This window comes from Bradyrhizobium sp. 35 (genome assembly GCF_023073215.1).
GTDB lineage: Bacteria > Pseudomonadota > Alphaproteobacteria > Rhizobiales > Xanthobacteraceae > Bradyrhizobium > Bradyrhizobium canariense_D.
The window spans coordinates 43,602-55,792 of the sequence record NZ_JADPJC010000110.1; the positions used below are offsets into that span (position 1 = coordinate 43,602).

Here is a 12,191-nt window from a genome sequence, read left to right on the forward strand (position 1 = left end):
CGCTTCCGCGAGACTCAGGAAGACTCGACATGCGCGCATTCCTCACTTACGCGGTTGCCGGTGCTGCAATGCTTTCGGCGGGCTTCGCCGTCGCACAACATCACGACCATCAAGGCAAAACGGATAACAGCCACATGGAGCACGGCGCCACCGTCGCCGACACGCGCGAATTCGTGAAATTTCCTCCGGATCTCGTCGAGCACACCATCGCGAACATGCGCGATCATCTCCTCACCCTTCAACAGATCAACGAAGCCCTCGCCGCTGGCGAGCCCGAGAAGGCTGCGAAGATCGCGGAGGAGCGTCTGGGCATGAGTTCGTTGCGCCTGCACGGCGCTTCCGAAGTTGCCAAGTATATGCCGCAGGGCATGCAGGATGCTGGGACATCGATGCACAAGGCCGCAAGCCGTTTCGCCATTGAGGCGCAGAATGTGGGAGTCACCGGGGAGATGAAGCCCGCCGTCGGGGCCCTTGGTCAGGTGATGGCCGCCTGCGTCGGCTGCCACGCAGGATATCGACTGAAGTAACCTTGCATGGGACGAAAGCGTGGCTCAGGTGCGCTCGCGACCTCGTTCAATTACCTTCGCAGAAAGCGGCTGAACTGAAACCGCTGCGTGTTGCCGCCGGGGGTCACGTGATCGTGCCGCCGCGAACCGACGAGGTCGAAGTAAGGCCCCAGCGTCGCCGACAGCGCCTCCGGATCGTACCGAACGATTGGTAGTCCGCTGCACCGTTCTGGACCGTCGGGCGCGAACGTCGCGATGATCACATGCCCGCCGGGGCGCACGGCCTTCTTCAGGCAAGCGACATATGCCTCGCGGTCGGCGGGATCCGTCAGGAAGTGGAAGGCGGCTCGATCGTGCCACAGATCGTAGGTGTCCGGAGGATTCCAGGTAGTAACGTCCGCGACGATCCAAGCGACCGCATCCCCGCGCGGTCCGAGCCGCTCCTTCGCTGCCTCGAGAGCTTCCGCGGACAGATCAAGAATCGCAATCCGGCTAAACCCTCGCTCCAGCAGACCATCCACGAGACGTGAGGCGCCACCACCGACGTCGATGATGCCCGCGTTGGCCGAGATGCCGGCTTCGGCGATGAGATCCAGCGATGGAGCCGGGTCCTCCTGAAACCAGCTAACTTCCCTTTCTGCTTTCGTCGCGTATACGCTCTGCCAATGAGCCTGGCGGTCGAGGTCGTTCATGGCTTCCGTCCCTCCATCGATCCAAGGTGCATAGATGGCCATCCCCCCGATCCTTGAGAACAAGGACCCCTCGGCTCCTTCCGTCTTCATGCCGGCTGCGTTGATGCGGGAGGCACGCCGACAGAAGAGCATCGAGGCGGTCGGCGTCCCCTCCGTTTGCCTGCTCGATCCGGATGGCGATCTCGTGCGCCATCTCCGCCGGACCGGGCGCGCAAAGCCCTTCGGAGGGTGGCCATGCTATCACACTGAGCTCGATGTGTTCTCCCTTGCCGGAAGGGAGGTCGGCATCGTCGGACGGGCCGTGGGGGCCTCGTTCGCCGTTCTGGTCGCCGAGGAACTGTTTGCCAGCGGTTGTCGGCTCCTGATCAGCTTGACGTCCGCTGGGCAGATCGTCGACGCCGGTGAACCGCCGTACTTCATCATCATCGAGCGGGCGCTGCGCGACGAAGGAACGAGCTACCATTATGCTCCTCCTTCGGAATATGCCAGCGCGTGTCCTCACCTGCTGGAAGTCGCGAAAGAGGCAATCAAACATGGCGCACCGCGAACTATCGCGGGCGCAAGTTGGACCACGGATGCCCCGTTCCGCGAGACCAGCCAAGCTGTTCAAGCAGCCGCGGACCGGGGAATACTTGCCGTCGAGATGGAAGCGGCCGCGCTGTACGCCTTCGCCGGCGCCACCGAAAGCAAAGTCCTCTGCGTCGCTCACGTGACGAACACGATGGCTCAAACGGGCGCGGACTTCGAGAGGGGCGAAGACGACGGCGCGGTGGACGCGTTGGCGATACTGGGCCCAATAGTAGCTGCTTTGGCCGAAGAATAGAGAGATTCGTCTCCTCAATCGGCTATGCTGGGCGGGTTGCACAAAACCCCCTTCCTCACCTTACCCAGCAGGCTCCAGCAAACGCAATACGGTGGGCTTCGTCACTTCCGGCGCTTGTCCCTTGGTGTTGTCCTCGGGAGGCAAGCGGAAGCCCATGACCAGCCCGAAGATCGCGGGGATCACGATCAGCGTCAGCAGCGTCGAGGAGATCATCCCGCCAATCATCGGCACGGCGATCCGCTGCATGATCTCGGATCCCGTGCCGGTGCTCCACATGATCGGCAGCAGGCCCGCCATGATGGCGACCACCGTCATCATCTTGGGCCGCACGCGCTCCACCGCGCCCTCCATGATGGCGTCGTACAGATCGCCGCGGGTCACGACCCGCCCCTCGGCGGCACGTCTCGCCGCAGTCTCCGCCAGCGCCTGGTTGAGATAGATCAGCATGACGACGCCGGTCTCCGCCGCCACGCCGGCGAGCGCGATAAAGCCGACAGCAACCGCGACGGACAGGTTGAAACCCAACCACCACATCAGCCAGAGCCCGCCGACCAGCGCGAACGGCAGCGAGAGCATCACGATCATCGTCTCCGCGATCGAACGGAAGTTCAGGTACAGCAGCAGGAAGATGATCAGCAGCGTCACGGGCACCACGATCTTCAGCCGCGCGGTTGCGCGCTCCAGGTATTCGTATTGACCACTCCACATCACGTAGTAGCCCGGCGGGAACTGGATGCTGGCCTGCACGGCGGCTTTGGCATCGGCCACGTAGCCGCCCAGATCGCGGTCGCGGATATCGACGTAGATGTAGGTCGCGAGCTGCCCATTCTCGGTCCGGATCGAAGTCGGTCCGCGTGCCGGCTCGACCTTGGCCACTTCACCGAGGGGCACGGCGCCGCCCGCCGGCATCGGCACCAGGACGTCGCTGGAGATGGCCTTGGGGTTTTCGCGGAGATCGCGTGGGTAGCGCATGTTGACCGTGAACCGCTGCCGGCCCTCGACCGTCGTGGTGACCGTCTGGCCGCCCAACGCGGCGGCGATGGTGTCCTGGACGTCCTGGATCAGGATGCCGTAGCGGGCGAGCGCCTCGCGGTCGGGGACGATATCGAGATAGTAGCCGCCCATGCCCCGTTCCGCATAGGCAGAGGAAGTCCCGGGCACCGCCTTGATGACGCGCTCGATCTGCTTGGCGAGCCTGTCGATCTCGACGAGATCGGTGCCCATGACCTTGACGCCTATCGGCGTCCGTATGCCGGTCGACAGCATGTCGATGCGGGCCTTGATAGGCATGGTCCAGGCATTCGAGACGCCGGGAAATTGCAGCGCCTTGTCCATCTCGGCTATCAGTCCGTCGATGGTCATGCCGGGCCGCCAATTCTCCTTCGGCTTGAGATTGACGATCGTCTCGAACATCTCGGAGGGGGCAGGGTCGGTGGCGGTCGCCGCACGCCCCGCCTTGCCGTACACCGAGGCGACTTCCGGAAACGACCGGATGATCCGGTTTTGGGTCTGCATCAGTTCGGCGGCCTTCGTGACCGAGATGCCCGGCAGCGTGGTCGGCATGTAGAGCAGCGTGCCTTCGTTGAGGTTCGGCATGAACTCGGTGCCGAGCTGGCGCGCCGGCCAGATGCTGACGGCCAGAACGGCGAGCGCGAGCACGACCACCAGCGTCTTGGCCCGCATGACGCCGTTGATCACGGGGCGATAGATCCAGATCAGGAAGCGGTTGATTGGATTACGGTGCTCCGGAACGATCCGCCCGCGCACGAAGATCACCATCAGCGCCGGCACCAAGGTCACCGACAGCAGCGCGGCCGCCGCCATCGAAAAGGTCTTCGTGAACGCCAGCGGGCTGAACAGCCGGCCCTCCTGCGATTCCAGCGTGAAGATCGGCATGAAGGACACGGTGATGATCAGCAGGCTGAAGAACAGCGCCGGTCCGACCTCGGCCGCGGCGGCGATCAGGACGTCGATCCTGGGCCTTCCGGGCTCGGCCCGTTCGAGATGCTTGTGGGCGTTCTCGATCATGACGATCGCCGCATCCACCATGGCCCCGATCGCGATCGCGATCCCGCCGAGGCTCATGATGTTGGACCCGAGCCCCAGCAGCTTCATGGCAGCGAAGGCCATCAAGACGCCGACCGGCAGCATCAGGATGGCGACCAGCGCGCTACGGAGGTGCAGCAGGAACACGATGCAGACCAGCGCGACAACGACGCTTTCCTCGAACAGGGTGTGCTTGAGCGTGTCGATGGCCGCGTAGATCAGGTTGGAGCGGTCGTAGACCGGCACGATCTCGACCGACTTCGGCAGGCTGGAGGCGATCTCCTGGAAGCGCTTCTTGACGTTCTCAATCACCTCCAGCGCATTGAGGCCGAAGCGCTGCAGCACGATGCCGCTGGCGACCTCGCCCTCGCCGTTCAGCTCCGTGATGCCGCGCCGCTCATCCGGGCCGAGTTCGACCCGCGCGACGTCCCGCAGCAGCACCGGCGTGCCGCCGGAGGTCTTCAGCACGATGTCGCCGAGGTCGTTGATCGATTTGATGTAGCCCTTGCCGCGGATGACGTACTCGAACTCGGACAACTCGACCGTCCGGCCGCCGACGTCGGCGTTGCTGGCGCGGATGGCATCGCGCATCTTCTGCATGGTGATGCCGCGGTCGCGCATGCGTTGCGGATCGAGGATCACGTTGTACTGCTTGACGAAGCCGCCGACGCTCGCAACCTCGGCGACACCCTCGGCCTTCGCCAGTGCGAACTTCAGATTCCAGTCCTGGATGGTACGGGTGTCGGCGAGGTTCAGTTCCTTCGATATGACCGCGTACTGGTAGACCCAGCCGACGCCGGTCGCGTCGGGGCCGATCGTGGGGCTCACGCCGGCAGGCAGGCGCGCGCTCGCGCCGTTGAGGAATTCCAGCACGCGCGAGCGCGCCCAGTAGATGTCGGTGCCGTCCTCGAAGATGACGTAGACGAAGGAGACGCCGAAGAAAGAGAAGCCGCGCACGACCTTCGATTTCGGCACGGTCAGCATCGCCGTCGTCAACGGATAGGTGACCTGGTCCTCGATCACCTGCGGGGCTTGGCCCGGGTACTCCGTGTAGACGATGACCTGGGTGTCCGAGAGATCCGGGATGGCATCGAGCGGCAGATGCAGAAGAGCGTAGAGCCCCGCTGCGGCGGCGAAGCCGGTCCCGAACAGGACCAGCACCAGGTTGCGGGCGGACCAGGTGATGAGGCGCGCGATCATTGCTGCGCCCCCTCGGCAAAGCCCTTCAGCGCCGCCTTCAGGTTGCTTTCGGCATCGATCAGGAAGTTCGCCGAGACCACCACGGCGTCGCCCTCCGCGAGGCCGTGCCGGACCTCCACGAACCCACCGCCGCGGTGGCCGAGCTTGACCTCGCGCGGCTCAAGCCGACCCTGCCCCTTGTCGACGAAAACGGCCTGCCGGCTGCCGGTGTCCATCACCGCGCTCTCCGGCACCGCGAGGACGGCCTCGCCACTGCCGGTGTCGATTTGGGCGTCCACATACATGTCGTGCAGCAGGATCAGGTCCGGATTCTGCAGTTCGACGCGCACCCGCGCCGTCCGGGTCTCTTTGTTGATTTCAGGATAGATGACCTGCACCTTCCCCTTGAACTCCCGCCCGGGAAAGCTCCGCGCCTTCACCGTGACCGGCTGGCCCTTGGCGATCATGCCGAGGTCGCGTTCGGCGACGTCGATCAGGGCCCAGACCATCGAGTGATCAGCGATCCGGAACAGGACCCCGCCGGGCTCGACGCGCATGCCCTCGATGGCGTTTCGCTCCAGCACGATGCCGTCCCGCGGAGAGGTCCATCCGATCGAGGTCGGCACTGTCCGGCTCTTCTCGATCGCCGAGATCGCAGCGTCGGGCACATCCAGGTTCATCAGGCGCTGGCGCGATCCACGGCCATACTGAACGTCGCCGCTGGTCGTCTTCGATGTGATGGTGGTGAGGTACTCGGCGGCAGCAGAGGAGACGGACGGGCTGTAGACCTCCATCAGCGGCTGCCCCTTGACGACGTGAGATCCGGTCGTCACGTCGGCCACCTTCAGGATGAAGCTTTCCGCCCGCATGGCGACGACGGAGATCCGCCGCTCGTCCAGCGCAATCGTGCCCGGCGCCGTGACGGCGGTCCGGACCACGCGCATCGCTGCGGGCTCCGACTTGACGCCGGTCCGCTGGATCTTCCCGGGTGAAAGTTTGATCGACCCATCGTCGCTGTCGTCGCCCTCATAGACAGGGATGTAGTCCATCCCCATGGAATCCTTTTTCGGCGTCGGCGAGGTGTCCGGCAGGCCCATGGGATTGCGGTAGTATTTGATCTTGCGCTCTCCGGAGCCGCCAGCCGTTGCAGTCGCCGGGGCTGTCGCCTGGTGATCGTCGAAGCTGACATCGGCGGCGGCCGGCACCGCGCGGTAGTCGCGGCCATCCGGCATCTTTCTCGGCACAAGCGAGTACGACGGCTTCCCGTCCGGATCCTGGTAGTAGATCGGGGCGCCGCTCTCCTCGGCCGCAGCAGGGCCGATTATCGCGACGGCTCGCGCCGTCGGCCGCTGTGGACCGAGGACGACGAATGCGATCCCGGCCGCCGCGATCAGCACGGCGGCGAGGCTTGCTGCGAAGGGGCGGATCACTTTTGCGCCGTGATGACGAGCTTGTTCTCGACGGTGCCGCTCTCGCCCTGGACTTTGGCTCCGAGCGAAAGCTGCCACCGCCCGGCCATGCCGAAGCTTGCCTTGAAGCGGTACGTGCCCGGCTCCGTCCCCGGCATGGGCGTGACCTTGGTCGCCATCTCCTGCATCCCGTCCGGAGCCATGTCCAAACGGCTGGCGAAGATCACCGCATCGGGCACAGCCTTGCCGGTCTTGATGTTCAAGAGCCTAACGGTGATGACCTTGTCCGGCCCGGCCTGGACCGACTGGTCGACGAGTTCGAACTTGTAGTCCTTGATGTCGGCCAATGCGGCCGTGCTTGTGCCAGCGACTGCGGCCGCGATCAACGCCGCCTGGACGGCGCGCACGATGGTAGAGGTCTTCATTTCTGGTCCTCGATTGTCCTGAATGCGCCGCCGAAGCGGCGTGCGACATCCGCGCGCGTGAAGCGCACGGACGCGATCGGCGTCAAGCGCCGTTCAGGCCAGGGTTCGAGGTGGTTGGTCGGGAGGTGGACGGCTCAGACCGTCGCCAACCAGGTCGTCCGCAACCAAATGAGTGGTCCGGATCGCGTGCCGCAGCGGGAGGGTGGCGGCCTCGGAGGGGCCCGCCTGGGCGGTCTTCAGGACGCACATCGAAACGAGCGGGCAGTCTTGGCAGTCCTTGCTCTTCTGCTCATCGGGGCAACAGGGCATGTCGGCGGACACGGACATGTCGCTCATGCCGTCCGAGCGAGCTTGCGCGGCTGCCATCGGCGCCGCCAAGGGCGCCAACGTCAAACCGGCGGTCACCAAGACCGCGAACGCAACTCTGAGCAGCCCTCGCAGATACATGGAACGAGCATCCCACGAGCGGGCTCGCTTTGGAAGTCGGGCCCCTTCACATGTTCGCCACCCGGGACCCGGCAGCGACATAGCTCAGCCGGTCCTTTTGGGTCCGCCCAGGAGCATTCCAGGCCTTGGCCGGCCCTGATATCGCATTTCGGCTCGAACGCGCGCCTGCCCGCCGCAGACCGGGGCAGTTCGACAAATTTTCTGAATGCCTCGCTGCAGAAGAGCAGATGCGCAAGCACTACGCGGACGCATTCGAGGCATGGGACAGATGGGCCGCGGCAAACATCGAGCGACGACGCGAATACTCCAAGGTGCGTGATCTTCAGGCAAAACGTTTGCTGAGCAACATTGGCACGTGCGTTCCTCACGCCGGGGGGCGATCAGCCCGCCGTCGCCGCTCCTCAGCAGCCGGCCACGACGCCATCCCCGCAGCCGCCGGCTCAGCAACCTTCGCCGACGCCGGAGCCAAGCCCACGGACATAACGCTCGAGGATCAGCACTCTTGGAACGCACGCGGCAGCAACTCTCGCTGACCTCAGTGGCAGCGACGAATACGCCGGGCCCATCCATGGCTGCACAGGCGCTGCGCCGGGACGGCTCGCTCGGGCCGCTGCTGGGCGGAATCAATTCCGCAGGATCGGCGCCTCGCTGAGGGCTCTCCTGCCGATCTGCTTCAGCCCGTCTACCGAGGTCTCGCCGTTGCTGGCGGCCTCAAGGATCATCGAGGCGACGTGCATGCGTGCCGAGGTCTCGTACCGAGATACGGCCTCACACACCTCATCGAGGACAGCGCGCAAAAGCGCGGTGGTCTGAGCATCGAACATTGGAGGTTTCCCAGCTATGGCGCCATCCTGCCTGAACAGGGCCAATCTGGGATTCACGCATGTTAGGGATGACGAAAATTTCTGCGGAAGGACGGAGAGGATTGAGCGTGGCCCCGCCTTTTGGGGGCTGGGGGGCTTGAGGGCGGAGCCACGCAGGCCTTGCATTCGCGCGGGGCCCGCCGCACCAACGGCATGCGGCCACGGCCGTTCCACGCTCACGAGAAGTCCGCTCGCAACGCGAAGACCTACGGCTCCGGAGGCCGCAGCGGACTGTGCGCCCATTTCAGGGCGTCGGGGTCGCGCAGAGGGTCGTCGTTGCAGTTGGTGCAGACGTACCTCAGCGGCTTTTCCGAAGCTTCGTCAGGCACAGCTTTCATCGGCTTGCCGCACGCCGGGCACGCCTTCCGGATCGGGAGCATGGCCATCTATTTTCCCCTGCGATGGCACTCTAGTTCAGCCGACATCGGGAGCTCAAGCGCGACGATGAAATCCGGGTAGCGTTCACGCACTATTGCCGGCCCTTCTTGACTCCGCGACCGCAGAGCACTCAACTCAGGGCAGTGATGTTGAGGGGGCGTGTCATGGAGCAGGAGTTCTACCGAGGTCTGGCCCAGCGGGTCCGCGGTATGGCCGAAAAGGCTGATCCGTTCACCCGGCGTCGTCTCCTCGATTTGGCAAAGCGGTACGACTCGAAGGGCGGCGCCGCAGGACGGGGAGGGACCGAACGGCCGCTGCCGGCGCCGCGCACGACGCCGCTCCCATCGAGCTACTCCGGACCCGGCGAGGCCTGACCGCCCAAGTTCCTGTGGCGCAGCGCGCCCCGATCGAGCGTGGCCGGCTGCCCGCAGCGCGCGGAGAGTTCGAACTCAAGCGGACTTCCGATGCGGTTTGGCCGCGGGCTTCTTTGCCGCCGTTTCCTTGGACGGCTTCTTGCCCGAGATCGACATCAGCATCTCCTTCTGGCCAGCCGCGCCTTTACGCGGCTTCTTCGCCGGCTTGTCTGCTTTCGCCGGCGCGGCTTCCTGGCCCACGCTCCACCGCAGCGCCTCCATCAGGTTGACCACGTTGGTTGCAGTCGGCTTTTCTTTCGGCATGATCGGCTTTCCAGCGCGCTTCTGGTTGATGAGCTCGATCAGCGCGCTTTCATAATGGTCCTCGAACTTCTCCGGCTCGAAGCCGCCCGCTTTCTGGTTCACGATGTGCCTGGCGAGATCGAGCATGTCCTTGGTCTCACTTTGACGTCCTGGATCTCGTCGAAGTATTCGTGTTCGCTGCGCACTTCGTAAGGATAGCGCAGCAGCGTGCCGACCAAACCCTTGTCCATCGGCTCGAGCGCGATGATGTGCTCGCGGTTGGTCAGCACCACACGCCCGATCGCGACCTGTCCATCTCGCGGATGGTCTCCCGGATCACCGCGAAGGCGTCGTGGCCGACTTTTCCGTCCGGACGGATGTAGTAGGGGCGGATTAGGTAGCGCGGATGGATGTCCGCCTTGTCGACGAACTCGTCGATCTCGATGGTCCGCGTGGACTCCAGCGCGATCTCTTCGAGCTCTTCCTTGGAAACCTCGCTGAACTGATCCTTCTCGAGCTGGTAGCCCTTGACGATATCCTCGTTCGGGACCTCCTCGCCGGTGTCGGCGTCGACCTTGAGGTACTTGATGCGGTGGCCAGTCTGGCGGTTCAGCTGGTTGAACGAGATCTTCTCGCTCTCGGAAGTGGCCGGGTAGAGCGCCACCGGGCAGGTGACGAGGGACAGGCGCAGGAAGCCTTTCCAGTTTGCGCGTGGGGCCATGGGACTCAAAACTCCGGCGTACGGGACGCGGACTCAAGACGAACGGGGCGGCACGGTTCCGACGCTCGAAGTCCTCCCATGATCATTTTCGTAGCTTTCCGACTTTGGACGGACTCGACTCTTTCGTTCTTCATATGTTCTAATTGCTCATGACCGACCGACCCGCGAGCTGGCGCATGCCGACACCCAAGCAAATGGAAAAGATGGCCGCCGCCGTCGGCGGAAAGGGCCCTTCCGTGCGCGGGTTGGCTCCGGACGAGGATCTGCCGCCTGAATACTGGAAAGCACTCCTGCAGGACCCCCGCGCCGAAGCGCCCAGCCCCGGCCCCGGCGCCTCCGGACGCCTGCTGCAGCTAAGGCAGATTCCCCAACACCGTCTGAGGGTGGGTTGTCGGCGCTGCGCCCGGATCGTCGAGATTCAGAAGGTGGACGCTACCCGGCTCTACGGTGCGGAGGCGATCTGGAGGGACGTCGGTCAGCGGTTGCTCGACGGCACCTGCAGGAATCGAACCGGGCGCCATGAGGAAGACGGCTGCTGGCCGACGTTCGACATGTCGTAGGCGCCAGTCGATGGCGCCGAAGTATCACCCAACGCCCCTCTCCGGAGGCGACCGCAAGGCTCTGAAAAAGGAGCTCGGCAAGGCGCGAGCGATGGCCAACATCCTGGCTGCGCAGTCGGCCGAGATGCGGGCCAAAGCCGAAACCATGCTGCAGCAGGCCGACAAGTTGCTCTGCGAGGCCTGGAACGAGCGGATGTGGTCGGACGGCGAGCCGATCGATCCGTCGCCGACGATCGACCAGGCCATCAATGCGGGCTTCCCTTTTCTCGAGATCCGCTGCGCCCGATGCAAGACGCCGAGCAACGTCAATCTCGCCGCGATGAAGCACGTACCGACCACGTTCGTCCACGATCTTGCCAGTCGCCTGCGCTGCCGCAAATGCGCGACAGCCGGCCGACGGCCCGCAGCGACTCTGCTACAACTCGCCGCGCAACCACGCCATCCTCGAAACGATTCCTGACCGATGTGCAATCTCTACTCGATCACGACCAACCAAGCCGCCATCTCCGAGCTGTTCCGGGTGGTCAACCGCTACGTCGGCAACCTCGCGCCGATGCCGGGGGTTTTCCCAGATTACAAGGCGCCGATCGTGCGCGCCGGCGCCGAGGGGCGCGAGCTCGTCACCGCGCGCTGGGGCATGCCGTCGTCGCAGCAAGCCCTCATGGAGGCGACCAAAAAGCGCGCGCGGAAGCTGGAGGCCAAGGGCAAGCCGGTCGACTTCAAGGAGCTGCTCCGACTGGAGCCGGACGGCGGCACGACCAATATCCGCAACGTGAAGAGCAAACACTGGACGAGATGGCTTGGCATCGAGAATCGGTGCGTCGTGCCGTTCAACTCGTTCAGCGAGTTCAACAAGGACGAGGGCGGCGACATCTGGTTCGCGCTCGACGAAAGTCGGCCCCTCGCCTGCTTCGCCGGCATCTGGACCAATTGGACTTCGGTCCGAAAGGTCAAGGAGGGCGAGACTAGCAATGATCTCTACGCCTTTCTGACGACGGAGGCGAACGCCGAGGTCGGTGCCATCCACCCGAAGGCCATGCCGGTGATCCTCACGACCCCTGAACAGGTCGAGATCTGGATGACCGCGTCGCCGGACGAGGCGTTGAAACTGCAGCGCCCGTTGCTTGAGGGGTCACTCCGGATCGTCGCCCGCGGCATCAAGGAGGATCCGGTGGGTCGATGACATGACCGCCAATAGAGACCATCCGTCCGGACGCCCTTCGCACCACGCGAGTCATCCGTGTCGACATAGATGCCTTCTACGCATCGGTGGAGCAGCGGGACAAGCCGGATCTTCACGGCAAACCGGTCGCCGTCCGCGGCTCCCGCCGCGTGGTCACGGCAGCGAGCTACGAAGCCCGCACGTTTGTGTCTGGTCGGCCAGGCCATCGGTGACGGCGAAGCGGCGGTCCTGTACATCCTTTCTGTGAAGCCGCGCCTTGAGACCTGGACTTGCAAAATGACCCGCTGAGGGCAACATCGGCAC

The 12,191-nt window shown here is 64.5% G+C and carries 12 protein-coding genes and 2 pseudogenes; 8 read left to right on the forward strand and 6 right to left on the reverse strand.

Features of this window, described 5'->3' with window-relative positions; translation table 11 throughout:
* Positions 1-29 precede the first annotated feature (29 nt).
* Positions 30-527, forward strand: coding sequence for a hypothetical protein (locus IVB36_RS22805; RefSeq protein ID WP_247393032.1), 498 nt, complete (start codon positions 30-32; stop codon positions 525-527).
* 50 nt (positions 528-577) lie between these two features.
* Here IVB36_RS22805 and IVB36_RS22810 read toward each other — a convergent pair whose 3' ends face one another.
* The gene (locus IVB36_RS22810) at positions 578-1,198 is read right to left on the reverse strand and encodes a class I SAM-dependent methyltransferase (protein ID WP_247393088.1); all 621 of its coding nucleotides are present in this window, start codon (positions 1,196-1,198) and stop codon (positions 578-580) included.
* Positions 1,199-1,232: 34 nt separating this feature from the next.
* Here IVB36_RS22810 and IVB36_RS22815 point away from each other — a divergent pair, with 34 nt between their 5' ends.
* The gene (locus IVB36_RS22815) at positions 1,233-2,021 is read left to right on the forward strand and encodes a nucleoside phosphorylase (RefSeq protein WP_247393033.1); all 789 of its coding nucleotides are present in this window, start codon (positions 1,233-1,235) and stop codon (positions 2,019-2,021) included.
* Between the two features lie 60 nt (positions 2,022-2,081).
* Here the strand turns inward: IVB36_RS22815 and IVB36_RS22820 are convergent, their stop codons facing one another.
* Genes IVB36_RS22820 through IVB36_RS22830 form a run of 3 tightly spaced genes read right to left on the reverse strand, consistent with a single transcriptional unit; the run spans position 2,082 to position 7,080 of the window.
* The gene (locus tag IVB36_RS22820) at positions 2,082-5,267 is read right to left on the reverse strand and encodes a CusA/CzcA family heavy metal efflux RND transporter (protein ID WP_247393034.1); all 3,186 of its coding nucleotides are present in this window, start codon (positions 5,265-5,267) and stop codon (positions 2,082-2,084) included.
* Positions 5,264-6,676, reverse strand: coding sequence for an efflux RND transporter periplasmic adaptor subunit (locus tag IVB36_RS22825; RefSeq protein WP_247393035.1), 1,413 nt, complete (start codon positions 6,674-6,676; stop codon positions 5,264-5,266). The genes IVB36_RS22820 and IVB36_RS22825 overlap by 4 nt, the downstream gene beginning before the upstream one ends.
* Complete coding sequence (locus tag IVB36_RS22830; protein WP_247393036.1) at positions 6,673-7,080, reverse strand: FixH family protein; 408 nt, start codon at positions 7,078-7,080, stop codon at positions 6,673-6,675. Before IVB36_RS22830 ends, IVB36_RS22825 begins: the two co-directional genes overlap by 4 nt.
* 572 nt (positions 7,081-7,652) lie before the next feature.
* On the opposite strand from IVB36_RS22830, the gene IVB36_RS22840 reads away from it, so the two are divergent.
* Positions 7,653-8,060 (forward strand): hypothetical protein, encoded by a 408-nt coding sequence (locus IVB36_RS22840; protein ID WP_247393038.1) that lies wholly within the window; start codon positions 7,653-7,655, stop codon positions 8,058-8,060.
* A 90-nt stretch (positions 8,061-8,150) separates the two neighbouring features.
* On the opposite strand, the gene IVB36_RS22845 is transcribed toward IVB36_RS22840, so the two are convergent.
* A complete protein-coding gene (locus tag IVB36_RS22845) occupies positions 8,151-8,351 on the reverse strand; it encodes a hypothetical protein (protein ID WP_247393039.1) in 201 nt (66 codons plus the stop codon).
* A 581-nt stretch (positions 8,352-8,932) separates the two neighbouring features.
* On the opposite strand from IVB36_RS22845, the gene IVB36_RS22850 reads away from it, so the two are divergent.
* On the forward strand, positions 8,933-9,142 hold the full coding sequence (locus tag IVB36_RS22850; RefSeq protein WP_247393040.1) for a hypothetical protein: 210 nt from the start codon (positions 8,933-8,935) through the stop codon (positions 9,140-9,142).
* A gap of 75 nt (positions 9,143-9,217) precedes the next feature.
* On the opposite strand, the pseudogene IVB36_RS22855 reads toward IVB36_RS22850, so the two are convergent.
* Positions 9,218-10,145, reverse strand: a pseudogene (locus IVB36_RS22855) (Ku protein).
* Between the two features lie 149 nt (positions 10,146-10,294).
* Between IVB36_RS22855 and IVB36_RS22860 the strand changes: the two are divergent.
* From IVB36_RS22860 to IVB36_RS22875, 4 genes and pseudogenes are all read left to right on the forward strand, one after another.
* Positions 10,295-10,705 carry a hypothetical protein gene (locus IVB36_RS22860; RefSeq protein ID WP_247393041.1) on the forward strand — a complete coding sequence of 137 codons (411 nt, stop codon included), beginning with the start codon at positions 10,295-10,297 and terminating at the stop codon, positions 10,703-10,705.
* A 10-nt stretch (positions 10,706-10,715) separates the two neighbouring features.
* Entirely contained in the window at positions 10,716-11,165 is a 450-nt protein-coding gene (locus tag IVB36_RS22865; protein ID WP_247393042.1) for a hypothetical protein, read from the forward strand.
* Positions 11,166-11,168: 3 nt separating this feature from the next.
* Positions 11,169-11,888 carry an SOS response-associated peptidase family protein gene (locus IVB36_RS22870; protein WP_247393043.1) on the forward strand — a complete coding sequence of 240 codons (720 nt, stop codon included), beginning with the start codon at positions 11,169-11,171 and terminating at the stop codon, positions 11,886-11,888.
* Between the two features lie 11 nt (positions 11,889-11,899).
* Positions 11,900-12,155, forward strand: a pseudogene (locus tag IVB36_RS22875) (DNA polymerase IV); the annotation flags it as partial.
* Positions 12,156-12,191: the final 36 nt, after the last annotated feature.